23 protein-coding genes are annotated in these 23136 nt (G+C 38.1%); 18 read left to right on the top strand and 5 right to left on the bottom strand.

Features of this window, described 5'->3' with window-relative positions; genetic code table 11:
• Nucleotides 1-2: 2 nt before the first annotated feature.
• The 5 genes from UXI14_RS15405 to UXI14_RS15385 are packed head-to-tail and all read left to right on the top strand — an operon-like array spanning nt 3 to nt 5490.
• Nucleotides 3-527, top strand: coding sequence for a DUF3341 domain-containing protein (locus UXI14_RS15405; RefSeq protein ID WP_277900286.1), 525 nt, complete (start codon nt 3-5; stop codon nt 525-527).
• Nucleotides 528-536: 9 nt separating this feature from the next.
• Nucleotides 537-1127, top strand: coding sequence for a cytochrome c (locus tag UXI14_RS15400; RefSeq protein WP_277900285.1), 591 nt, complete (start codon nt 537-539; stop codon nt 1125-1127).
• Nucleotides 1128-1161: 34 nt separating this feature from the next.
• Nucleotides 1162-2520, top strand: coding sequence for a quinol:cytochrome C oxidoreductase (locus tag UXI14_RS15395; RefSeq protein ID WP_335966887.1), 1359 nt, complete (start codon nt 1162-1164; stop codon nt 2518-2520).
• A gap of 33 nt (nt 2521-2553) precedes the next feature.
• Complete coding sequence (locus tag UXI14_RS15390; protein ID WP_277900283.1) at nt 2554-3618, top strand: cytochrome c oxidase subunit II; 1065 nt, start codon at nt 2554-2556, stop codon at nt 3616-3618.
• Between the two features lie 48 nt (nt 3619-3666).
• Nucleotides 3667-5490 (top strand): cbb3-type cytochrome c oxidase subunit I, encoded by a 1824-nt coding sequence (locus UXI14_RS15385; RefSeq protein WP_335966885.1) that lies wholly within the window; start codon nt 3667-3669, stop codon nt 5488-5490.
• A gap of 76 nt (nt 5491-5566) precedes the next feature.
• Here UXI14_RS15385 and UXI14_RS15380 read toward each other — a convergent pair whose 3' ends face one another.
• Both UXI14_RS15380 and ahcY read right to left on the bottom strand, forming a co-directional pair.
• Nucleotides 5567-6040 (bottom strand): very short patch repair endonuclease, encoded by a 474-nt coding sequence (locus UXI14_RS15380; protein WP_335966884.1) that lies wholly within the window; start codon nt 6038-6040, stop codon nt 5567-5569.
• 415 nt (nt 6041-6455) lie between these two features.
• Nucleotides 6456-7772, bottom strand: coding sequence for an adenosylhomocysteinase (gene ahcY, locus UXI14_RS15375; protein WP_335966883.1), 1317 nt, complete (start codon nt 7770-7772; stop codon nt 6456-6458).
• 107 nt (nt 7773-7879) lie between these two features.
• Between ahcY and UXI14_RS15370 the strand changes: the two genes are divergently transcribed.
• From UXI14_RS15370 to UXI14_RS15335, 8 genes are all read left to right on the top strand, one after another.
• Nucleotides 7880-8503: a 4'-phosphopantetheinyl transferase superfamily protein gene (locus tag UXI14_RS15370; RefSeq protein ID WP_335966882.1), complete on the top strand. Its 624-nt coding sequence runs from the start codon at nt 7880-7882 to the stop codon at nt 8501-8503.
• 49 nt (nt 8504-8552) lie between these two features.
• Nucleotides 8553-8813: a thiamine-binding protein gene (locus tag UXI14_RS15365; RefSeq protein ID WP_277900277.1), complete on the top strand. Its 261-nt coding sequence runs from the start codon at nt 8553-8555 to the stop codon at nt 8811-8813.
• A complete protein-coding gene (gene pnuC, locus UXI14_RS15360; RefSeq protein ID WP_277900276.1) occupies nt 8797-9435 on the top strand; it encodes a nicotinamide riboside transporter PnuC in 639 nt (212 codons plus the stop codon). The genes UXI14_RS15365 and pnuC overlap by 17 nt, the downstream gene beginning before the upstream one ends.
• Nucleotides 9390-9974, top strand: a complete 585-nt coding sequence (locus tag UXI14_RS15355) for an ATP-binding protein (RefSeq protein ID WP_335966881.1) — start codon at nt 9390-9392, stop codon at nt 9972-9974. Before pnuC ends, UXI14_RS15355 begins: the two co-directional genes overlap by 46 nt.
• Nucleotides 9949-11511, top strand: a complete 1563-nt coding sequence (locus UXI14_RS15350) for a DUF4301 family protein (protein ID WP_335966880.1) — start codon at nt 9949-9951, stop codon at nt 11509-11511. The genes UXI14_RS15355 and UXI14_RS15350 overlap by 26 nt, the downstream gene beginning before the upstream one ends.
• Nucleotides 11512-11784: 273 nt before the next feature.
• A complete protein-coding gene (locus UXI14_RS15345; protein WP_277900273.1) occupies nt 11785-12087 on the top strand; it encodes a hypothetical protein in 303 nt (100 codons plus the stop codon).
• Between the two features lie 285 nt (nt 12088-12372).
• On the top strand, nt 12373-12675 hold the full coding sequence (locus UXI14_RS15340; RefSeq protein ID WP_335966879.1) for a hypothetical protein: 303 nt from the start codon (nt 12373-12375) through the stop codon (nt 12673-12675).
• 197 nt (nt 12676-12872) lie between these two features.
• Nucleotides 12873-14228 (top strand): sigma-54 dependent transcriptional regulator, encoded by a 1356-nt coding sequence (locus tag UXI14_RS15335; RefSeq protein WP_335966878.1) that lies wholly within the window; start codon nt 12873-12875, stop codon nt 14226-14228.
• Here the strand turns inward: UXI14_RS15335 and UXI14_RS15330 are convergent.
• Entirely contained in the window at nt 14225-16693 is a 2469-nt protein-coding gene (locus UXI14_RS15330; protein WP_335966877.1) for a hybrid sensor histidine kinase/response regulator, read from the bottom strand. The two genes, UXI14_RS15335 and UXI14_RS15330, sit on opposite strands and share 4 nt — an antisense overlap.
• 309 nt (nt 16694-17002) lie before the next feature.
• On the opposite strand from UXI14_RS15330, the gene UXI14_RS15325 reads away from it, so the two are divergent.
• The 4 genes from UXI14_RS15325 to UXI14_RS15310 all read left to right on the top strand — a co-directional run bounded on the left by UXI14_RS15325 (nt 17003) and on the right by UXI14_RS15310 (nt 21496).
• On the top strand, nt 17003-19381 hold the full coding sequence (locus UXI14_RS15325; RefSeq protein ID WP_335966876.1) for a TonB-dependent receptor: 2379 nt from the start codon (nt 17003-17005) through the stop codon (nt 19379-19381).
• Nucleotides 19382-19641: 260 nt separating this feature from the next.
• Complete coding sequence (locus UXI14_RS15320) at nt 19642-20238, top strand: Crp/Fnr family transcriptional regulator (protein WP_335966875.1); 597 nt, start codon at nt 19642-19644, stop codon at nt 20236-20238.
• A gap of 65 nt (nt 20239-20303) precedes the next feature.
• Complete coding sequence (locus UXI14_RS15315) at nt 20304-20744, top strand: carboxymuconolactone decarboxylase family protein (RefSeq protein ID WP_335966874.1); 441 nt, start codon at nt 20304-20306, stop codon at nt 20742-20744.
• A 5-nt stretch (nt 20745-20749) separates the two neighbouring features.
• On the top strand, nt 20750-21496 hold the full coding sequence (locus tag UXI14_RS15310) for a DJ-1/PfpI family protein (RefSeq protein WP_335966873.1): 747 nt from the start codon (nt 20750-20752) through the stop codon (nt 21494-21496).
• Between the two features lie 39 nt (nt 21497-21535).
• Here the strand turns inward: UXI14_RS15310 and UXI14_RS15305 are convergent, their stop codons facing one another.
• Entirely contained in the window at nt 21536-22051 is a 516-nt protein-coding gene (locus UXI14_RS15305) for a 5'(3')-deoxyribonucleotidase (RefSeq protein WP_335966872.1), read from the bottom strand.
• A 7-nt stretch (nt 22052-22058) separates the two neighbouring features.
• Nucleotides 22059-22499: a hypothetical protein gene (locus UXI14_RS15300; protein ID WP_335966871.1), complete on the bottom strand. Its 441-nt coding sequence runs from the start codon at nt 22497-22499 to the stop codon at nt 22059-22061.
• 117 nt (nt 22500-22616) lie between these two features.
• Between UXI14_RS15300 and greA the strand changes: the two genes are divergently transcribed.
• Entirely contained in the window at nt 22617-23093 is a 477-nt protein-coding gene (greA, locus tag UXI14_RS15295; protein ID WP_277900261.1) for a transcription elongation factor GreA, read from the top strand.
• Nucleotides 23094-23136: the final 43 nt, after the last annotated feature.

The raw sequence follows: 23136 nt of genomic DNA, 5'->3' as shown, positions 1-23136 counted from the left end.
CTATGGCTTCAAAAGTTATACAAGCGATATATAATGATGACGACGTTTTAATGATGGCCGTAAAACGGGTTAAGGAAGCGCATCATCATATTGAAGAAGTTTATACGCCATTCCCGGTACACGGGCTGGACAAAGCTATGGGCTTAGCACCTACAAGAATTGCCATTACATCTTTTATGTACGGATGTGTAGGTATAACTGTAGCCGTATTGATGATGGACTTTATCATGATAGAAGACTGGCCTCAAAACATCGGGGGAAAGCCCAGCTTTAGTTTTATTGAGAACATGCCGGCTTTTATACCGATTATGTTTGAGTTAACCGTTTTCTTTGCAGCTCACTTAATGGTAATTACTTTTTATATGAGAAGTAAATTGTGGCCGTTTAAAAAAGCTGAAAATCCTGATGTAAGAACAACAGACGACCATTTTTTAATGGAAGTGTCTTTACACGATAATGAAGACGAATTAACAAGGCTCTTGGTAGATACGGGAGCGGTAGAAGTTAAAGTTTCAGAAAAGCATTAATAATTCGAAATGAGAGTTTTTGTAAAAATAGGGATTGTGTTAGGCGTTGCTACCTTAGTTGCATCTTGCCATAACAAATCAACACCAAATTATCAATACATGCCTAATATGTACGAACCGGTAAGTTATGAAACATACCAGGAAACAGGTGCATTTAGAAATGGAAAAGAAGGGCAATTACCCGTAGAAGGGACCATTGCAAGAGGGCACATGCCATACGAATATCCAAATACACTGGAAGGGCATGACCTTGCAAAGGCAAACTTGAAAAACCCTCTTCCGTTTGAGGCATACAGGAATGCAGACTCTACTGTAACCGATGAATATTTAAAAAAGGGCGAAGAACTTTTCAATATCTACTGTGCAGTTTGCCATGGTACCAAAGGAAATGGAAAAGGAGTTTTAGTTGACCGTGAAAAAATATTAGGGGTTCCCAGTTATGATGATGCCGGTAGGGCCATTACAGAAGGAAGTGTTTACCACGTAATTCGTTATGGATTGAATGCAATGGGTTCTTATGCAAATCAACTAAACGAACAAGAGCGTTGGGAAGTTACAGAGTATGTAATGAAACTTAAGCAAGACCTAGAGAATAAATAATTAAGATCAACTATCAAAAAGAAGATATTAAGATATGTACACGTTTTCAAATAAATTAAAGTTAGCATCTATCATACTAATGGTAGTTGGTTTTCTTGGGATAGGATTCGGTTTTATAAATTCTCCTTCTACAATAGAAGAGGCTAAAGCTATGGTTGCTCAAGATGCTCACCATGGTGGGGGGCATGGAGAAAGTACCCATGAAGAAGCGGCTGTAGAAGAGCATCATGCAGAAGCTGGTGCCCATGCAGACACACATGGCGATGAAGCTGCAAGCCATCAATCGCATGACGAGCATACATTGAGTAAATTGCAGAACCGCCCATGGGCAGCGTTCTTTATTGCAGCATTTTTCTTTTTTATGCTAGCTCTGGGAACACTTGTTTTTTATGCAATACAACACGTGGCACAAGTAGGCTGGTCTCCGGTACTTTTTAGGGTTATGGAAGCCATTAGCTCCTACCTGTTCCCGGGAGCGGTAATACTTTATGTATTCTTTGTATTGACGTCCGCCTTTCATTTAAACCATTTGTATATTTGGATGGATCCAAACGTAATGGCACACGATGAAATATTACAATTAAAATCAGGATATTTAAACATACCGTTCTTTTTGATAAGATCACTCATATTCTTGGCAGGATGGATTATATATAGGCATTTTGCCATTAAAAATTCGTATGCTCAAGACGATGCAAAAGATAATACCTATTATAAAAAGAACTTTAAAATGTCTGTTTTCTTCTTGTTATTCTTTTTTGTAACAGAATCCATCATGGCGTGGGACTGGTTCATGGGATTAGAACCACATTGGTACAGCACATTATTTGCATGGTATGTTTTTGCAAGTATGTTTGTTTCTGCCGTAACGGTTATAGCAATGGTTACAATGTTCCTTAAATCTAAAGGATTGTTGGAATTTGTAAACGATAGCCATATACACGATTTGGCCAAATTTATGTTTGGTTTAAGCATTTTCTGGACCTACCTATGGTTTGGACAGTTCATGTTGATATGGTATGCAAACATACCCGAAGAAGCTGGCTATTTCCTTACCAGGATAGAGCATTACAATGGGATATTCTTTGGAATGCTGGTGTTCAACTTTGTATGTCCGTTCTTGGTATTGATGAACAGCGACTTTAAACGTGTAAACTGGTTTGTAATGATTGCTGGAATAAGCATCCTTATAGGTCACTATATGGACATTTTCCAAATTGTAATGCCATCTACCGTAGGTGAGCATTGGAGCTTTGGAGTGCCGGAAATTGGAAGTATACTCTTCTTCTTAGGATTGTTCATTTTTGTTGTGTTCAGTGCGTTGGCCAAAACACCATCGTTCTTAGCAAAACGCAACCCATTTGTTGAAGAAAGTAAACACTTTCATTATTAATTTAAATTTTAAAAAGTAAACAGGATATATACGATGACTGCTTTATTAACAATAATTGTTCTTCTACTTGTTGCCATTGCCATTTGGCAGATGACTAAGATTTTTGAATTGTCACAAGTTGGCACCGAAAATTCTCAAATCGCTAATGATAAAGACAACAAGATTAATGGATATTTGATGTTCGGATTCTTAATATTCATTTACCTTCTTACAATTTATTCGTTCTGGGAATGGGGTGATGTGTTATTAGGTACCCCAGCTTCCAAACATGGACCGGAATATGACAGCTTGATGCATATCTCTATGGCACTTATATTCTTTGTGCAAATAGTTACCCAAGCATTGTTGTACTTCTTTGCATACAAGTATAGAGGACAAAAAGGCAAAAAAGCATTGTTTTATGCAGATAATGATAAATTGGAGTTTATCTGGACAATTATTCCTGTAATTGTTTTGGCAGGTTTAATCCTTTATGGATTGTTTACCTGGACAAGCTTGATGGATATCGATGAAGAAGAAGGAGACCCGATTATTATAGAACTATATGCCCAACAGTTTAACTGGAAGGCCAGATATGCCGGAGCAGATAACGTTTTGGGGAAAGCCAATGTAAGGTTGATAGACATTAATAAAAACAATGTGTTGGGTATAGATGAAACCGACCCTTATGGTCAGGACGATGTAGTTTCCCAGACAGAGTTACATTTGCCGGTTGGAAGAAAGATTATCTTTAAAATGCGTTCGCAAGATGTGCTCCATTCCGCTTATATGCCGCATTTTAGGGCGCAAATGAACTGTGTTCCAGGGATGATTACACAATTTTCGTTCACGCCAACCATTACAACCGAAGAAATGAGAATGGATCCCGGAATTGCTGAAAAAGTTCAGCATATTAATAAAATAAGGGCTAAAAGAAGGGCAAATGGAGATGATAATGCCGATCCTTGGGAATTTGACTATGTTCTGTTATGTAACAAAATTTGTGGACCCTCTCACTACAATATGCAAATGAAAATAGTAGTAGAGACACAAGAAGAGTTCGATGCATGGATGAAGGAACAAGATACGTTCAAGAAAACTATTGCAGCAGCAGAATAGATTACAATTTAATAACGATAGAATTAAAATATAAAAGTAAATAAGATTATGTCAGCAACAGCAGCACAGGGGCACTCAGAAGATCACGCACATGATCATGGACATCATCATAAGGAGACATTTATTACAAAATATATCTTCAGCCAAGATCATAAAATGATTTCAAAACAGTATTTAATTACTGGTTTGATTATGGGTGTATTGGGTATTGCAATGTCTTTACTGTTCAGAATGCAAATTGCATGGCCTGGAGAATCTTTTAAGATATTTGAGGTATTATTGGGCAAATGGGCTCCAGAAGGAGTTATGGACCCTAATATATACTTGGCTTTAGTTACCATACACGGTACCATAATGGTATTCTTTGTACTTACACAAGGATTGAGCGGTACGTTTAGTAACCTTCTTATACCATTGCAAATTGGTGCAAGGGATATGGCTTCTGGGTTTATGAACATGATTTCTTATTGGATGTTCTTCTTATCCAGTGTTATCATGGTACTGTCTTTATTTGTTGAAGCTGGACCGGCCGCTGCGGGATGGACCATATATCCACCATTAAGTGCATTGCCACAGGCAATGGGCGGATCTGGAATGGGAATGACTTTATGGTTGGTTTCCATGGCCATATTTATCGCGTCTTCTTTATTGGGGTCGCTTAATTATGTGGTTACGGTAATCAATTTAAGAACAAAAGGAATGTCCATGACTAGGCTTCCGCTTACTATTTGGGCATTTTTTGTAACTGCCATAATCGGTATTGTTTCTTTCCCTGTATTATTATCGGCTGCTTTATTGTTAATAATGGACAGAAGTTTTGGTACGTCTTTCTTCTTGTCGGATATATTTATTCAAGGTGAAGTTTTACACTATCAAGGAGGATCTCCCGTATTGTTCGAGCACCTTTTCTGGTTCTTGGGCCACCCTGAGGTTTATATTGTATTATTACCGGCATTGGGAATTACTTCTGAAATTATAGCTACCAACTCTAGAAAACCAATTTTTGGTTACAGGGCAATGGTTGCTTCTATATTGGCAATTGCATTTTTATCTACCATTGTTTGGGGGCACCATATGTTTATATCGGGAATGAACCCTTTCTTGGGCTCGGTTTTTACCTTTACAACGCTATTGATTGCAATTCCTTCGGCTGTAAAAGCTTTTAACTATATAACAACGCTCTGGAAAGGTAATTTGCAGTTAAATCCTGCAATGTTGTTTTCAATAGGCTTGGTTTCTACTTTCATTACAGGAGGGCTAACAGGAATTATTTTAGGAGACAGTGCCCTTGATATTAACGTGCACGATACCTATTTTGTAGTGGCCCACTTCCATTTGGTAATGGGTATTTCTGCACTTTACGGAATGTTTGCCGGTATATATCACTGGTTCCCGAAAATGTTTGGAAGAATGCTTAATAAAAATCTTGGATATATCCATTTCTGGATTACCGCTATTTGTGCATACGGCGTATTTTTCCCGATGCACTTTGTGGGAATGGCAGGGGTGCCAAGACGTTATTATACAAATACAAACTTCCCGATGTTTGACGATTTAACAAACATTCAGGTGGTAATGACTGTTTTTGCACTTATTGCCGGGTTGGCACAGTTAATTTTTGCATGGAACTTTATTCACAGTATTTTTTACGGTAAGAAAGCTCCTCAAAACCCATGGAACTCGAATACTATTGAATGGACAACTCCTGTGGAACATATCCACGGAAACTGGCCTGGTGAAATTCCAGAGGTACATAGATGGGCTTACGATTACAGTAAAACCAATGAAGATGGTGAATACGTAATTCCGGGGCAGGATTTTGTTCCGCAAACGCTTCCTTTACAAGAAAATGAAGAAGAATTGAATCATTAAGATTTTATAATAAAAAAAATTTAAAAAGGGTTACCGTTTTGGTTGACCCTTTTTGTTTTTTGCAGCGTTAAAGTCGCTACCAATCTATCCTGCCGGTATTGATATAAACCAGCACATCGTTTATGCATTTGTCCAGTTCTTTTTTAATTTCGTGTGTCCAGAACCTAAAAACGGTATAATCCATTTCTGCCAATTGGGCGTTTACTTCCCGGTCGCGTTGCATGTTTCTTTCTATTTTGGGAATCCAAAAGGCTCTGTTTCGCGTTATTGCATGCTTTTTTTCTGGCCAGTTGTAACCATGCCAGAACTCGCCGTCAATAAAAATTGCCAATCGGTATTTTTTAATTGAAATATCTGGCTTTCCCGGTAATTTTTTATTGTTTAAGCGGTAGCGGATGCCTTTTTTCCAGAGGGCTTTCCGGAACAACAATTCAGGTTTGGTGTTTATACCTTTTATGCGGCCCATCATTTTTGAGCGTTTTTTTGTGGTATAAAACCCGGATTCTTCGTTAAACCGCGGAACTTTTATTTTTTTATCGTCGTAAGCCATGTGCATTAATTTAACGTGGGTTCGAGACTCTATTGAGCTTGATTATTCCTGCAAGGTTTTACAGCAGGAATGCACATACAAGGTAAAAAAAAGACCTTGCAGGAGTTGTTTGTGGAATATAACTAATCTAAAATCGAGCTTAATATTAATATGTGTTATTATATGGAACCCACGTTAAGTTATAAAAAATGATCTGACCAAAAAGTAAATATGTTGATTATTATGCAATAAGGATTGAAGCGGTTAGCTTATAGCAAACTTTTATATATGGTTTGCTATAATTGGTAGCGTAAAACCTGCTACACCGCTTATCGGTGTAATTGCCCCAGAAACTAAGAAAATGATGTATAAAAAAAAGCAGCTATAAGGATATATAACTGCTTTTTTTTGCTTTTTTTTAATTGTAAAGGTTTAGTTAGTACCTATAATACTCGGGCTTAAAGGGCCCTTCTACCGCTACGCCTATGTATTTGGCCTGTTCTTCATTGAGTTCGGTAAGCTCTACGCCTATTTTTTCTAAATGAAGTTTTGCCACTTTTTCGTCTAAATGCTTTGGAAGCATATAAACCTCGTTTTGGTATTTGTTGGAATTGTTCCACAATTCTATCTGGGCCAACGTTTGGTTGGTAAACGAGTTGCTCATAACAAAGCTTGGATGCCCTGTGGCACAACCTAAGTTTACCAAACGGCCCTGGGCCAATAGGATAATGTCTTTTCCGTTAACGGTATATTTGTCTACTTGCGGTTTGATGTTTATTTTGGTGTTTCCATGGTTTTTATTAAGCCATGCAACGTCGATCTCGTTGTCGAAATGACCAATATTACAAACAATGGTCTTGTCTTTCATTTTTTCAAAATGCTTGCCAGTAACAATGTCCCGGTTTCCGGTGGTGGTTATAACGATATCGGCTTTTTCGATAACTGTTTCCAATTTTTTCACCTCATATCCGTCCATTGCGGCCTGAAGTGCACAAATAGGATCTATCTCGGTAACGGTAACAATAGATCCGGCGCCTTTAAAAGAAGCCGCGGTACCTTTACCAACATCTCCATAACCGCACACTACCACACGTTTTCCGGCCAACATAACGTCTGTTGCTCTTCTAATTGCATCAACGGCACTTTCGCGACACCCATATTTGTTGTCGAACTTCGATTTGGTCACCGAATCGTTTACGTTTATTGCGGGCATAGGTAATGTGCCATTTTTTACGCGCTCGTACAAGCGGTGTACGCCTGTAGTTGTTTCTTCGGACAAGCCTTTTACGTCTTTGGAAAGTTCTGGATATTTGTCCAGCACCATATTGGTAAGGTCGCCACCATCGTCCAAAATCATATTCAATGGTTTTCTGTCTTCTCCAAAGAAAAGCGTTTGCTCTATGCACCAGTCAAATTCTTCTTCGTTCATGCCTTTCCACGCATATACGGGGATACCGGCAGCAGCAATGGCAGCGGCGGCTTCATCTTGGGTAGAGTATATATTGCATGAGCTCCATGTAACTTCGGCCCCTAATGCAATCAATGTTTCTATAAGCACGGCAGTTTGAACGGTCATGTGTAAACATCCTGCTATACGGGCGCCTTTTAAGGGCTGTGCGTCCTTATATTCTTCTCTTAAGGACATTAAACCGGGCATTTCGGCTTCGGCCAATTCTATTTCTTTTCTTCCCCATTCTGCCAAAGAAATGTCTTTTACTTTGTAAGCTACATAAGGAATTGTTTTGGTACTCATATTACTTTCTTATTTTTACGTTCGTTAAGCAACAAAATTGCTTTTTTTAATAGTGATCTTGAACCACAAAATCTGGTGCAAAGTTACATAATTAACTTGTATTATACATGCCTCTTTATAAAACTATAACGCCTTGCCGGGGCACTAAAGTATTGATTTGGAAGATAGAAGAGCCCAAGGGGGAATTAATGGACGGTATTGAGCTTACGGCCAATTGTAAATTAAGGCTGGGCAATATGAAGTCTGAAATTCACCAAAGAGGTTTTTTAAGCGTGCGACAACTGCTCAAGGCGGCCGGTTATAAAACTTCCGACCTGTATTATGATGCTAATGGAAAGCCGCATTTAAAAGATGGCAAAGAGATATCGATAACGCATTCTTTTATTTTTTCCGGCATTATAATTAGCGATACTTTAAAAGTAGGGATCGATATTGAAAAGCAACGGGAAAAAATAAGTGTAATAGCCCATAAGTTTGTGGATTACGAATACAATTTTTTGTCGGATGCCGATGTAAGGCCGCTTACGGTTGTATGGTGCATCAAGGAAAGCCTGTACAAAATTTTTGCTACCGAAGGAATGAGCTTTAAACAACATGCTAAAGTAATTCCGTTTAAGCTTATGGATAAAAAAACGGTGAGTTGGATTTTTTATAATGAAACCGTAAAAAAATATAAAGCAGTTTTTTTAGAGTTTGATGGTTTTACCTGTGCGTATGCAATAGAACTGTAAAAGAAATTGACTGTTGAATAGTAAATTACAACTATAAAAATTTAAACAAATGAAAATATCAGTAGAGTTAACATTAACGCCCATTCAAGACGATTATGAGCCATCCATTATCCATTTCATAAAAAAAATGCGCGCAAGTGGCTTAACGGTGCTCGAAAACCCATTGAGTACACAAGTTTATGGCGATTATGATGAAGTGATGCAGGTTTTGACAAAGGAAATCAAGGAAGCTTTTGGGATGATCGATAAAGGTTTGCTGTACATGAAGCTTGTAAAAACCGACAGAAGCGATTATGAGCCACATTTTTGATTGGTTTTTTGCCCAATACCAAGGAGTGCCAATGCCGTATATTGTTTTAGAAGCAATTGCCATTGTTTTTGGGCTCTTGAGCGTATGGTATTCTAAACGGGAAAATATCCTGGTATATCCCACCGGAATCATCAGCACGGCCATATATGTGTATTTGTTGTTGCAATATGGTTTATTGGGAGACATGCTTATAAATGCATATTATTTTTCAATGAGTATTTACGGCTGGTACTTATGGACACGTAAAGTAGACGCCACGCATTTTATTCCTATTACCAGGACCACATCAAAAGAAAAAAAAATCGTGTTCCTTTTATTTTTTGGCGCTGTAATTTTTGTTGTTGGGGTTTATGAATATTTTGAGAAATGGCAATCATGGTTTTCATATGTAGATGTGCTCACAACGGCCATTTTCTTTGCCGGTATGTGGCTCATGGCAAAGAAAAAGCTCGAAAACTGGACTTTTTGGATTATTGGCGATGTAATTTCTGTCCCTTTATACCTGTTTAAGGGCTTAGTTATGTCTGGTTTTCTTTACGCCATTTTAACCATTATAGCAATATACGGATACAAAGCATGGAAGAAAAATTTAAACAAAAGCCCGGAAACATTGTTAAAATAGTGCTTTTTGGTCCCGAATCTACCGGGAAAACCACTTTGGCAAAATCTTTAGCTGCACATTTTAATACAAAATGGGTGCCTGAATACATGCGGGCCTATCTGGAGGCAAAATGGAATACTAAAAAAGAACTTTGTACAAAAGAGGATTTGCCAATTATTGCTGAAGGGCAGATGAAGGAAGAAAACCAATTGACCTTACATGCCAATAAAGTACTTTTTTGCGACACCAACCTACTGGAAATAAAAGTATATTCTGAAGCCTATTACAATGGATATTGCGACCCTAAAATTGAAAAATATGCCTTGGAAAATAATTACGAATTATATTTTTTAACGTATATTGATGTTCCATGGGAAGAAGATGTCCTTAGGGACAAGCCCAATGAACGTGAAGCCATGTTCAAGCGCTTCAAAAATGCCCTCGATACATACAATAAACCCTACTTTGTGCTAAAAGGAAACCTGGAAACAAGATTAAAACAGGCCATTAACCAAGTTGAAAAAATTTTAAAAAATGATAGACCTTACGGAAGCCGATAAAAAACAAATGCAAAAAAAGGGAATAAGTGAAAGTCAGGTAACCGAACAAATAGAGACTTTTAAGCGAGGCATCCCTTATGTAAATTTATTGGCGGCAGCTACCATAGATCATGGCATCCATCAATTTTCTGATGTAGAAAAGGAAAAATACATATCGCTATTCGAGAAACAGAAAGACACGCTGGATCTATTAAAATTTGTTCCTGCTTCCGGGGCGGCAACCCGAATGTTTAAGGCACTTTTTCAGTTTTTAAACAATTATAATCCCGCCAACGAAACAATTAACGCTTATGTAAACAGGGAAAAAGCCGATATTATCAGAACATTTTTTATTGGGGTTGAAAAGTTTCCGTTTTACGAAGCCGTAATTAAAAGATTTGTTGAAAAACACCCGGATTTTCTAAACCTTCCCGATCATTTCCAAAAATATTATTTTATAAAAATCCTGTTGGACAAAGATGAATTCGATTACGGATCCAGTCCCAAAGGCCTGCTTCCTTTCCATAAATACAAAACGCATCCGGCCACTGCTTTTGAGGAACATATGTATGAAGCTGCTCTGTACGACGAATCCAAAGGAACGGCCAACCTTCATTTTACCATTTCTAAAGAACACAACAACGATTTTGATGATGAAATGGAAAAAATAAAAAAACGGGTGGAAGAAAAAACAGGCGTTTCCTTTAAAACATCATTTTCTTTTCAAAAAGAATCTACAGATACCATTGCGGTCGATATGGAAAACGAACCTTTTAGGCTGGAATCGGGAGAAATACTTTTTAGGCCAGGCGGTCACGGTGCTTTAATAGAAAACCTAAACGAGCAGGACGCCGACATTATTTTTGTTAAGAATATAGACAATGTGGTTGTATACAAATACAAGCATGAAGTGGCCGAATACAAAAAAATACTGGCGGGCAAATTGCTCGAAATTCAGTCCAAAGTTTTTGAATATGCCAAGCTCCTTGACAATGAAGAACCCAGTGAAGCCAAAATTGAAGAAATCAAGGACTTTTTAAAAAACAACCTTAATGTACATGTAAAGCCCGATGTGGACAAGTATAAGGAAATCTATCAAATTGAGTTTTTAAAGGAAAAACTAAACGCCCCGATTAGAATATGCGGAATGGTAAAAAACGAAGGCGAACCCGGGGGCGGTCCATTTTGGATTAAGGACGAAGATGGTAACATATCGCTTCAAATAGTAGAATCTCCCCAAATAGATGGGAACAATAAATTCCAGAAGGATATTTTAAACAACGCAACCCACTTTAACCCCGTAGATATAGTATGCAGCACCAAAAATTACAAAGGGGAAAAGTACAATTTACTGGACTATATAAATAAGCAACAAGCTTTTATAACCACTAAAACAAAGGACGGGAAAGAGTTAAAGGCCTTGGAGCTTCCCGGTTTGTGGAATGGCGGGATGGCATTTTGGAACACCATTTTTGTAGAGGTACCGCTTACAACGTTTAATCCAGTCAAAACAGTGGTAGACTTATTAAAGCCAGCCCATCAGGTAAAAGACAAGTAAAAAATATTCATTTTAAAAACCTCATTATCAGTATGGTATAATGGGGTTTTATTGTTCGGGCTGTATATTTTTTACACACAATACTTCTTGTTACACGCTTTTTTACACACTTTTTAAAAAAGGCTTGATATACTTTAATGTCATAATTACTTATATATCAGCGTATTATACATGAAGGACATACGGGTGCTTGTTTTGGTATAAATATGGTAATATATTAATCAAACAGAATTAAGAAACAAATAATATATTAATCATAAAAACCCATTTATTATGAAAAAGTTAGTTTTAGTATCCGCATTGACACTTGGTAGTTTTGCATCATTTGCAGCAACCCCTGTAATCTTCCACGATGGAATAGCAGAAGATATTTACATGGTTCAAGAAGAGTATCAAGAGATTGAAGTAGCTGAAGTTCCTCAAGCAATTACAGATGCATTAGCTGCAGATTTCCCTGGAGCTGAAATTTCTAAGGCATATAAAAATGAAGCTTCTGAATATAAATTAGAAGTAACCGTAGGAGAAGAAACTTCTACGCTATATGCCAACGAAAGTGGAGAGTGGATCCAGAAATAATAACGACATATAAGCTTCGTTTATTTTAATTACGTTTGAAAAGCGGTTTTCCTGTAGGGAAGCCGCTTTTTTTATGTATTCATGTCAAGGGATTCCCTTGTAAAAAGGGTATTAATTACCCAGTAAAGGTGCCTTTTTACACACCTTTATACACCTTTTAATAAGGTTTTTAAATCAAAATACCACATAATTATTTGATTTTTAGTTAGTTAAATAATAAATTTTAAAATTGGTACAATACTGGTATTTAAATAAACAGAAGAAAAAATTTTAAAAAATATAGATATGAAAAAGTTAGTATTAGCCTCAGCATTAACATTAGGTAGTTTTGCATCGTTTGCAGCAACGCCCGTATTTTTTCACGATGGAATAGCAGAAGAAATTTATATGGATCAGGACGACTATACGCCAATAGATGTTTCTGAATTGCCAGACGCCGTAACCGATGCACTTGAAAACGATTTTCCTGGCATCGAGGTGTCCAAAGCTTTTAAAAATGAAGCAGATGAATATAAAATTCAGGTATTGGTAGGAGATCAAACTTCCAACCTATATGCCACATCAAACGGAGAATGGATCCAGAAGTAAAGCAACAAGTACAGCATGGCATTAAAGCCTAACTATGCATAGTTGCTTATGTGCCTATGCTGTACTTAATTCCCGCAATCGCGGGTATAAACAGCGTCATATTTTGTTTAGGGGGTAGTGAAAGCTATCCCTTTTTTATGATTTTTTTAGAATGATGTGGAGAATAACTTCCTATTTTTGCAGAAATTAGCTGTATAATGCCAAAAATCTTATTAATAGAAGACGATGTAACTTTTTCGGCCATGTTGGAGCGTTTCTTGAAAAAGAACGACTTTAACGTTGAAGCAGTTTATTCTTCAGAAGAAGCAAGTAAAAAACTTACCAATACCGAGTACGATCTTGTATTTACAGATTTAAGGTTGCCCGATGATGATGGAATCTCCATTCTAACCAAAGTCAAAGAAAAGTATCCGGAAACCCCGGTTATTTTAATGACAGGATATGCCCAAGTTTCTACTGCGGTAAAGGCCATGAAAAAAGGCGCCTTCGATTACATATCCAAACCTTTTAACCAAGACGAGGTTTTGATCGTTATCCAAAACGCATTAAAAAATGGGGCAGCGCCATCCATGACTGTTCCAACATCGACCAAGGCCGAAAATATCGCTACAGCTGATGATTCTCCAACAAAAACGGTAACCGGGATAAGCAGTGCATCCAGCAAACTTAACGAATACATAAAATTGGTGGCCCCCACCGACATGTCGGTACTTATAACCGGAGATAGTGGAACTGGGAAAGAAGTGGTTGCAAAACGGATTCACGATAACAGTAACCGTAAAGAACTTAATTTTATTGCAGTAGATTGCGGCGCCATTCCCAAGGAAATAGCGGCAAGCGAATTTTTTGGACATGTAAAGGGCTCGTTCACCGGTGCCGTAAACAATAAAGTGGGGCATTTTGAAGCCGCCAATGGCGGGACCATTTTTTTGGATGAAGTGGGGAATTTATCATATGAAAACCAAATTCAACTTTTAAGGGCACTGCAAGAGCGTAAAATTAAGCCTATTGGAAGCAACCACGAAATAGAAGTGGACATCAGGTTGATTACAGCTACCAATGAGGACCTTTTAAAAGCAGTAGAAAAAGGCCAGTTTAGGGAAGACCTATACCACAGGTTAAATGAATTCTCTATAAAAGTACCCAGTTTGCACGAACGAAAAGAAGATCTGCTTCTTTTTGCAGACCATTTTTTAAATATGGCCAATGCACAGCTCAATAAAAATGTTTTGGGTTTTTCAGACGAAGTGATAAGCATTTTTCAACAATATAAATGGCCGGGAAACTTAAGGGAAATGTCCAATGTTATAAAAAGATCGGCTTTGCTTACTCAAGGCGACCTTATAGAAAAAAGCGTGCTTCCCGTTGAATTGACGTTGCCCCAAAATGAAAATAACAAGGTGAAGTCTTTTTCCAGGAAAGAAAACGAAAGGGATTTAATCATTAATGCACTCAACGAAGTGGGCAACAATAAATCCAAAGCTGCCAAATTGCTTAATATTACCCGAAAAACACTGTACAATAAAATTAAGGAATACCAAATAGACGCTTAATGGTTTATGTCGTTGTCTATTGCTTTAAAAGTAATTTTAATGTTCTTTTTTAAGGCTTTAAAGTTTTTTTCTACTTGGTCCTGTTGATCTTCGGGAAAATGTTCCAGGAAATTTAAAATAGGCACCACGGTGTGCGCGCTAATTTGCTTGAACATGGTCTGCATTTTGTGGCCCAATTTTCTTACTTCATCATACTCTTTTTGTTGAATTGCTTCTTTAAGGCTTCTTATATCTTTTTTTGTGTTTTCCTTAAAAACATCCAATACATGGGTCAGCGATTCTTTGTCGTTTAAAAAAGACTGTAGCGATTCCAAATTATAAAGTGCTGCCTCGTTTATGGTTTTCTTTTCGGCTTCTGGTTCATTTTCGCCCGAAGGCTCATCGGTATTGTTCAACACCTTATTTATTTTTTGCATTAATTTATGCGGTTCGTAGGGTTTGTATAAAAATTCTGCAAACCCGGCATCAATATAACTTTCTTTATCGAGGTCTTTTCTTCCGGTAACGGCAATAATGGGTTGGTCTTTGTAATGGTATTTTACATCAGAGCGTAGTGTTTCGGCAAAATAAAACCCGTTAAAAGATGGCAGTTGGATATCGGTAATAATAAAATTGTAGGTTATATTTTGAATGTTTTCCAAAGCATCTTTTCCGTTGTTAAAAGGATATACTTGTATGTTATGCTCTTCGAGCACCTCTTTGTTTAGTTGTAAAAGCGTTTCATCATCGTCTATTACAATGGCAGTGTAATGTTTGTCTTTTAGGATGGGCTCTTCGTGTTTTTGCTGGGTGGTTTCCGTGGCTTCTTGATGGCTAAATTCCGCAGGAAAAACAAACGAAAAAGTACTTCCTTTCCCTTCTTTGCTTTCTAAATAGAGGTGGCCGTCCAAAAGATCGGCAAGCTTTCTTGAAATGGTAAGCCCGAGGCCGGAACCGCCATATTTTTTTTCGGTGTCGCTTTCAGCTTGTGTAAATTCCTCAAAAATTATTTTTTGTTTTTCTTTTTTTATCCCAATACCGGTATCTATTACCGATAATGTAATGAACTGTTTGTTTTCGCTGTTTGTTTTTAGCCTGGTTTTTACGGTAATGCTTCCTTCCGAAGTAAATTTATAGGCATTCCCAATGAGGTTGGATAAAATTTGTTTTACCCGAAATGGGTCTCCCAATAGCAGTTTGTTTATCTCTGGATCGGCATCAATTATAAGCTTTATTTCCTTGCTTCTGTATAACGATTGAACACTTTCGGCAGTTTCATTGATGAGATTGTTTAAATTGAACGAAACACGTTCCAAATGAATTTTCCCCGCCTCCAATTTGGTAAAATCGAGCAGGTCGTCTACCAATTGGGTTACATAACTCGATGCATTTTTAATTCTATCGGTGTAATGCGATTCCTTTTCGTTCAACTTGGCATCCTTTAATAATTGGGTATATCCCAAAATTGTGCTCAAGGGTGTCCTTAAGTCATGGCTAACCATCGAAATAAGTTGTTCACGGCTTTTTAAAAGCAATTTATTGTGTTCGTTGGAGTCTTCAATTTGTTTTTTGTATTGTTGACTGCGCCAGGAATCCCTTAAGATAATGATGGAAAAAACAATAACCAGAACTGCACCAATAATGGCGGCAACGGTAATTACCCGAATGCTTCTTTGCAAAACTTTTTCCCGTTCCATGTTGAGCAGACGGGCATCATTAATAAAATCGTCTTCAAAGGCGGTTAAAATTTGCCTTAATTGTTGCGAAGTAGTAAGGTCGTTCCGCAAAAGCTGCCTTTCTTTTACGGCTAGAGACAATTTTTGTGTAGATGCTTTTTCTTTTATGTCCTGCAACATTTCACGGGAAGCGGTAACAATGGAGTCCAGGGTTTTTTCGTCAACACTGTTGCTTGAGTCCCTTGGGATGTAGCGGTTGTATATGGCAACACGTTCCATGAGCATTTCCCTGGTGGCAGGGTCTAGGCTGTCTGGGTTTTCCACAAAGTCCTTTAAAGAAAGCCTACCTAATTTTTCTTCAATATTGGTGAGTTTTTCAATGGTTGTCTCAATAGATTTTTCTGAAGTATCATTAATACGGAGTTCCCTGAGCTCGTTGATGTTCTTTACTTTTTGAGCAAGCAAATGGTTAACACTGTCGAGTAGTTTTGATTGGTATGCTTCGTCAATAAGTTGCTTTAACGAATCTATTTGAATGCTTATGGAGTCGTTCTTTCTTAAAAAACTTATATAGGGTTCTTGGGTATTGGATTGTATGGCAGAACGGGCAAAACTTTCGCTTTCATACATTAAAGTTAGGAGTTTCCCAATTCTTAATATTTTATTTTTTTCGACGGTTTCATCCCGTTGTGCCTGTGCGAAAGAACTTATCTCCTTATAGACCATTCCGCCCACAATTACCACTAAAGAGGCAAGGGCCAAATAGCTTAAAAAAACTTTTAACGGGATTCTGCTCTTCGTTTTTTTCATTGTCTAAAGGTAAATAAAGCTTGTTAAAACCATGTAAAAGTTTTCTGAAAATATTTCTGCCAAGAAACTATGGTTTTGTACATTTGCAACATCTCAAAAGGGGTGCTTTTAGGTTTTACTTAAAAACCAAAAGGCTGAGATTATACCCATGGAACCTAGAACGGATAATGCCGTTTAGGGAGGGCCGGACAAAGGCGGCAGGCTTATTAAAAATACAGGAAAGGCCGCTTTTGTAGTTTAATCGGCAAAAAATCAAATTAATTTATCAATACTGAATAATGACCCCTTTTATTCGTAAAACAATTACGAATGAAGTTTTTATTCAATTTTTTATGTTTTTTAGTGCTTTCAACAACCATACAGGCACAAGAATACAAAGTTTACGGAACGCTAACAGACCAAGAAGGAATGCAGGTTCCCGGAGCAACCGTAATTCATACCCAAAGCAATAACGGAACCCAAACCGACGCCAATGGTTATTACGAGTTGATGGTACCCACAGGAAAACAAACCTTGTCTTTTAATTTTTCTGCTCAAAAGCCTGTTTTAAAAACCATTGAGGTGCAAAGCAATACCGAATTAAATGTGCAAATTGCAGAAGAAGACGTAATGTTGGACGAAGTTTTAGTATCGGCTATCCGTGTAACGGCAGATGCTCCGGTAACTTTTTCAAACTTAACGGCCGAAGAAATTCAGCCTAGAAATTTAGGGCAGGATATCCCGGTACTTATGAATTATCTGCCATCGGTTGTCACTACGTCCGATGCCGGTGCAGGGGTTGGTTACACAGGAATACGTGTGCGGGGTAGCGATGCCACGCGCGTAAATGTTACCATTAACGGGATACCATACAACGATGCCGAATCGCAGGGGACTTTTTGGGTTAATATGCCCGATTTTGCCTCGTCTACGCAAAGTTTGCAATTACAGCGCGGTGTGGGAACTTCTACCAACGGCTCCGGAGCTTTTGGCGCCAGCTTGAATTTGTTGACAGATGCGCTTTCGCAAGACCCATATGCTCAAATTTCCGGTTCCATTGGGAGTTTTAATACCCGAAAAGCCAACATAAAATTCAGTAGCGGCGTTTTAAGCGATAATTTCGAGATCTCGGGACGCCTTTCCAGGATTAAATCAGATGGTTATATAGACAGGGCTTCTTCCGATTTGGAATCGTATTTCCTTCAAGGAGCTTACAAAGACGAAAATACTTTAATAAAGGCATTGGTTTTTGGCGGGCACGAAATTACCTATCAATCATGGAACGGGGTAGAAGACTGGCAAATTGAAGAATATGGCCGTACCTTTAACAGTGCCGGTGCTATTTATGATGATGAAGGAAATATCGTGGATTATTACGATAATGAAGTAGACGATTACAAACAAGATCATTTTCAATTGCATTGGAACCAACGTTTAAATGATGAATGGAGCACCAATATAGCCATTCATTATACACGTGGGCGTGGATTTTTTGAACAATATAGACAAGATGATCCCTTTGCCGATTATGGTCTGGAGCCCATTACTATTGGAGACGAAACGGTTGACACAACCGATCTTGTTCGCCGTCGCTGGTTGAGCAACCATTTTTACGGGACTACTTTTTCGGCAAAATATAACAATAATAAATTGGAGTTTATAGGCGGGGGCGCCTGGAACAAATATGAAGGCGACCACTTTGGCGAAATTATTTGGGCGCGGTATGCTTCCAATAGCGAGATTCGCGACCGTTATTACAATGATAATTCAACAAAAACCGATTTTAATACATACGGAAAGCTAACATATCGGGCTACCGACAAGCTTAGTTTGTTTGCAGATATGCAATACCGCCATGTATCATATCAGGCAAATGGGAACGAAACGGGGTTGGTAGACGACAATTTTAATTTTTTCAATCCAAAAGCGGGAGTTACTTATCACCTTAACGAAGCCCAGAATTTATACTTTTCGTATGCACGCGCAAACAGAGAGCCCAATAGAAACGATTACGAAGCAGGCGACCCCGAACCGGAAACCTTGAACGATTTTGAACTGGGGTGGCGCTACGCCAGTCCAACCGTAAAAATTAACGCCAACACTTATTATATGCGGTATAAAAACCAATTGGTCTTGACAGGAGAATTAAACGATGTTGGGGCTCCGTTGCGCGAAAATGTAGGCGACAGCTATCGTTTGGGGTTGGAGGTAGATGCAACGTTCTTTTTTGCCGATAAATTTTTGCTGAAGCCTAATTTTGCATTGAGCACGAACAAGAATTTAGATTTTTATACACAAACAGATGGTAACCTGAATAATTTGGGAACTACAAATATTTCGTACTCACCCGATTTTGTAGCCGGAAATACCTTTACATACCTGCCTTTTAAGAACCTCCAGCTTTCGTTCTTGTCAAAATTTGTTTCAGAACAATACCTCGGCAATACCGATACCGATAACTCGAAACTGGACAGTTATTTCGTGAACGATTTTAATGTGCAATACACCATTGAACCCCAGGGTTTTGTAAAATCTATTGTATTAAGCGGCTTGGTAAATAATATTTTTGATGCTAAATACATTTCCAATGGCTACTATTATACCTACGACGATGAAAACGACGATGGCTCCATAACCACTTTGGACGGAACCGGATATTACCCGCAGGCCGGCATTAACTTTTTGGTAGGCGCCACGGTAAGCTTTTAGGAATTCTAAAAGAATGCTTATGAAGTTTTTTCAAGACCAAATGTCAGTCTGAGTTTGTCGAAGACATGTTGTTGAGTGAACTACACTTCGACAGGCTCAGTATTACAGGGATATTTTATGCTTTTTCACCCCCTGTTTATAAAGGTACAGCGTTGGGTTTGTTACATGAAATTTGAAAGCAATCAAGACATTTCATAAAGTGAATATGTGCATTATTTCAAGTATCTTTGAAGAACAATCCTATAAATCCAGTTACAGGCATGAACCCTTCAGAAGAAAACATAACGCATAGGTTTTTTAAGCATTTAAACACTTTTGTTACGGTTGAAGAAAAAGATTTTCCGCACATACTATCCTATTTCAATACGGTAAAATTGAGCAAGAAAGAAATTGCCATGCGTGCCGGTGGCAAGTGCAATACAAAATATTTCGTGCTGAGCGGTTGCCTTCATATGTTTTTTACAGATGAAAAAGGAGCCGACCGTACCATACAGTTTGCATTAGAAAACTGGTGGCTTACCGATGCCTTGGCGTTACACCATCAAACCAATACCGATTTTAACATTCAGGCGGTAGAAGATTCAGAAGTACTTGAAATAGATACAGCCAATCATGACTTGTTGCTTGAAGCTTATCCGCAGATGGAGAAGTATTTTAGAATTATGTACCAAATTGCCTATGGGGCTTCTGTTAAGCGCATGTATTATATTTTTAACTATTCAAAAGAAGAAATTTTCTTTAGCTTTCGGGAGCAATTCCCCGAATTTGTACAGCGCGTGCCACAATACCTTATTGCAACATATTTGGGCCTAACGCCAGAATATTTAAGCAAGCTTCGGGCAAAAAAGGTTTCTTAAACCAGATTAAGTTTTTTGTGGAAACTGGGGCTTAACTTTGCTCCATAGATATAAAACCAGAAGTCATGGAAAAAAGAATTCAAATAGACCAAGTAGCGCCAAATGGATACAAATCCATGTACGCCATTGAAAAGTATATAGGTGAAAGCGATCTAAACCCTACGCACAAAGAACTGATTAAAATGAATGCCTCCTACATAAATGGTTGCGCATTTTGTATTGATATGCACAGCAAAGATGCCATAAAAAATGGAGAAACAGCCCAAAGGTTATTATTGATTAGTGCATGGCGGGAAACCGATGTGTTTACGGAGGAAGAAAAATTGATACTTGAAATTACAGAAGAAATCACATTAATCCATCAACAGGGATTAACCAAGGAAACCTACAAAAAGGCACTTGCTACATTTGGAGAAAAGTATTTGGCAAATATAATTTTGGCAATTACCGCCATTAACATGTGGAACAGGATAGCCGTAAGTACCCATAAACCACTTTTAAAATAAATAAAATGAAGATAAAAGGCATTGTAATTTTAATAGCATTGATACTTTCTGGTTGTAATACCGAAGCAGGCAAAAATCAAAAAGAAGATAACATAACCGCCAATAAAGAAGAAAACAGTGAAAACTCCGTTGCATTTGATGAAGCATTGCCAACAATAGGCCTGTTAATGTACAATGGGGTTTTAATGACCGAAGTTACGGCGCCCATGGACGTTTTTTCCAAACATACCGAAGCGGGCGATAAGCTTTTTAACGTTGTTACCATAGCAGAAAACCTAAATCCGGTAAAAACCGAGGAAGGATTGGTAGTGGTTCCCGATTATACCTTTGAAAATGCACCAAAGTTGGACGTATTGTTTGTGCCAAGTGCATACGATATGTGGAGCACCGTTAGAAATGATAAAATTGTAGCATTTGTAAAAAACAGAAACAAAGAGACCAAATATACGGTAAGCAATTGTGCCGGAGCTCAATTAATTGGGGCATCGGGAATTGCCAATGGCAAAAAAATTGTAACCTACATTGGCGGGGGAAAACAACTGCAAAAAGATTATCCTGAATTGCTGGTTCAAAACGATTCGTTGGTGAGTTTTGTAGAAGATGGAAAGTTTTCTTCTTCCAACGGGAATTTGGCTACTTATATTTCGTCTTTGGAATTGGTTGAAAAAATGACAAGCAAAGCCCACAGGGAATTTGTGGAGTCGTATTTGTATCTTGACCGGTTAAAAGATTGGGAAAGGGAAAAAAAATAAAATATCAGTTTTGTAGGTTTTAAAACCTGTAAGGTTTTTTTACAACAACACCCCTTCAATCTCCCGCCAGTTATCAACGCGATAATGGCCATTGTCGCGCCCCATATTGTGAGGTTGCGTAAACAACAGTGTTTTTCCTTGAAATGGATTGAGGTTTTTAAAATGGTCGTCTATTAAAATATCGCCCTGAACAGGGATTTTGGAGCCACAAAGAATAATTTGCTTCCAATGCAAAAAAGGAAAGTGTTCTTGTAGCCAATCGTATTTTTCGCGCAAACTATTGGGAAACTCCATTGCCGACGAGACAATAAATATCTCATAAATTTTATTGAGCTTTTCCATCACCTCAACGGCATCATCAATTACCGGGGCATCACGAAAGAAGCCGTCGTTATGGATGTATTTTTTGTAATTCGGAAAAGCATCGCCTTCAGCAAGACCGATAATGTCATTATGTAAGACTTGCTTTCCGGTAACGGTAGCTTCCAAACGAAAAAATTGCAGGTATGTGTCGGCCAAAACGCCGTCCATATCTATTAAAAGTCTTTTGGGCATGGTTGTATTAGTTATATATTCTGATATTGCTCCCGTTAGCAGAAACACGATACGCTTGTAACGGATATACTTTATCCTCGCCATCGTATTCGGTAATACTTCCGGTTAGCAATTCATAGGTATATCCTTCGCAACTGCACTCCACCAATGGAGTGCTAAGTTCCATTGTTGAGCAATTGCTGGGTGCATGGTTTGGGCAACTGGCTTCCCATGCCAAGTAAGAACCGCTTCCGTAGTGATATACAAACACGCCTTTAATACCCACATTGGGCTCGTTTACAAACACCGCAGATCCCGGGTTTGCCAAACCGGCATATTTGGGCAAATTTAAATTGATATTGTAGCTAAAACTGGGCTCGGCCAAATACGGATTGTTGTCAAAAGAATCGTCGCTGCTGCATGCTGTCAACAATGTGAGAGCAAAAACAAAATATAAAAGGTGTTTCATCTAAAAAAAAATATGTTTGGCAATTTACAATAAATTCAACGTTGATTAAAATTTTGTATATTTGTGTGAATCCTCTTTGGACAAAGGGGATTTTTTGTATTTATAAACGATGAAGTTATGAGTAAAGTATCTTATTACACAGAAGAGGGGATAAAAAAATTAAGAGCAGAATTAGAGCAACTTAAAAGTATAGAACGCCCAAAAGCTTCGCAGGCCATTGCAGAAGCCAGAGATAAAGGAGATTTGTCTGAAAATGCAGAATACGATGCGGCCAAAGAAGCACAAGGCTTGTTAGAGATGCGTATTTCCAAATTAGAGGAAACCTTGGCCAATGCCAGAGTGATAGATGAGTCGCAATTGGATACATCAAAAGTATTGGTCTTGTCTACGGTTAAAATAAAGAACCAAACCAATGGCATGCAGATGACCTATAAATTGGTAGCCGAAAGCGAAGCCGATTTAAAATCGGGAAAAATATCGGTAAGTTCCCCTATCGGGAAAGGCTTGTTGGGAAAGTCGGTTGGCGAAACTGCTGAGGTTAAAGTACCAAACGGGACAATGAAGTTCGAAATTTTAGCGATAAGCCGGGATTAACAAGAAAGGTTGCATTCGGGATTTTTTGTATATTCAACCTTTA

Source organism: Galbibacter sp. PAP.153 (genome assembly GCF_037029175.1).
Lineage (GTDB): Bacteria > Bacteroidota > Bacteroidia > Flavobacteriales > Flavobacteriaceae > Galbibacter > Galbibacter pacificus.
Note: the sequence above shows the minus strand (reverse complement) of the source record. Positions and strands in the feature narration are given on the sequence as shown.

Excerpts from the sequence above, each read along its gene's own strand:
- UXI14_RS15405 (WP_277900286.1), top strand. The coding sequence starts at position 3 with ATGGCTTCAAAAGTTATACAAGCGATATATAATGATGACGACGTTTTA.
- UXI14_RS15400 (WP_277900285.1), top strand. The coding sequence starts at position 537 with ATGAGAGTTTTTGTAAAAATAGGGATTGTGTTAGGCGTTGCTACCTTA.
- UXI14_RS15395 (WP_335966887.1), top strand. The coding sequence starts at position 1,162 with ATGTACACGTTTTCAAATAAATTAAAGTTAGCATCTATCATACTAATG.
- UXI14_RS15390 (WP_277900283.1), top strand. The coding sequence starts at position 2,554 with ATGACTGCTTTATTAACAATAATTGTTCTTCTACTTGTTGCCATTGCC.
- UXI14_RS15385 (WP_335966885.1), top strand. The coding sequence starts at position 3,667 with ATGTCAGCAACAGCAGCACAGGGGCACTCAGAAGATCACGCACATGAT.
- UXI14_RS15380 (WP_335966884.1), bottom strand. The coding sequence starts at position 6,040 with ATGGCTTACGACGATAAAAAAATAAAAGTTCCGCGGTTTAACGAAGAA.
- ahcY (WP_335966883.1), bottom strand. The coding sequence starts at position 7,772 with ATGAGTACCAAAACAATTCCTTATGTAGCTTACAAAGTAAAAGACATT.
- UXI14_RS15370 (WP_335966882.1), top strand. The coding sequence starts at position 7,880 with ATGCCTCTTTATAAAACTATAACGCCTTGCCGGGGCACTAAAGTATTG.
- UXI14_RS15365 (WP_277900277.1), top strand. The coding sequence starts at position 8,553 with ATGAAAATATCAGTAGAGTTAACATTAACGCCCATTCAAGACGATTAT.
- pnuC (WP_277900276.1), top strand. The coding sequence starts at position 8,797 with ATGAGCCACATTTTTGATTGGTTTTTTGCCCAATACCAAGGAGTGCCA.
- UXI14_RS15355 (WP_335966881.1), top strand. The coding sequence starts at position 9,390 with ATGGAAGAAAAATTTAAACAAAAGCCCGGAAACATTGTTAAAATAGTG.
- UXI14_RS15350 (WP_335966880.1), top strand. The coding sequence starts at position 9,949 with ATGATAGACCTTACGGAAGCCGATAAAAAACAAATGCAAAAAAAGGGA.
- UXI14_RS15345 (WP_277900273.1), top strand. The coding sequence starts at position 11,785 with ATGAAAAAGTTAGTTTTAGTATCCGCATTGACACTTGGTAGTTTTGCA.
- UXI14_RS15340 (WP_335966879.1), top strand. The coding sequence starts at position 12,373 with ATGAAAAAGTTAGTATTAGCCTCAGCATTAACATTAGGTAGTTTTGCA.
- UXI14_RS15335 (WP_335966878.1), top strand. The coding sequence starts at position 12,873 with ATGCCAAAAATCTTATTAATAGAAGACGATGTAACTTTTTCGGCCATG.
- UXI14_RS15330 (WP_335966877.1), bottom strand. The coding sequence starts at position 16,693 with ATGAAAAAAACGAAGAGCAGAATCCCGTTAAAAGTTTTTTTAAGCTAT.
- UXI14_RS15325 (WP_335966876.1), top strand. The coding sequence starts at position 17,003 with ATGAAGTTTTTATTCAATTTTTTATGTTTTTTAGTGCTTTCAACAACC.
- UXI14_RS15320 (WP_335966875.1), top strand. The coding sequence starts at position 19,642 with ATGAACCCTTCAGAAGAAAACATAACGCATAGGTTTTTTAAGCATTTA.
- UXI14_RS15315 (WP_335966874.1), top strand. The coding sequence starts at position 20,304 with ATGGAAAAAAGAATTCAAATAGACCAAGTAGCGCCAAATGGATACAAA.
- UXI14_RS15310 (WP_335966873.1), top strand. The coding sequence starts at position 20,750 with ATGAAGATAAAAGGCATTGTAATTTTAATAGCATTGATACTTTCTGGT.
- UXI14_RS15305 (WP_335966872.1), bottom strand. The coding sequence starts at position 22,051 with ATGCCCAAAAGACTTTTAATAGATATGGACGGCGTTTTGGCCGACACA.
- UXI14_RS15300 (WP_335966871.1), bottom strand. The coding sequence starts at position 22,499 with ATGAAACACCTTTTATATTTTGTTTTTGCTCTCACATTGTTGACAGCA.
- greA (WP_277900261.1), top strand. The coding sequence starts at position 22,617 with ATGAGTAAAGTATCTTATTACACAGAAGAGGGGATAAAAAAATTAAGA.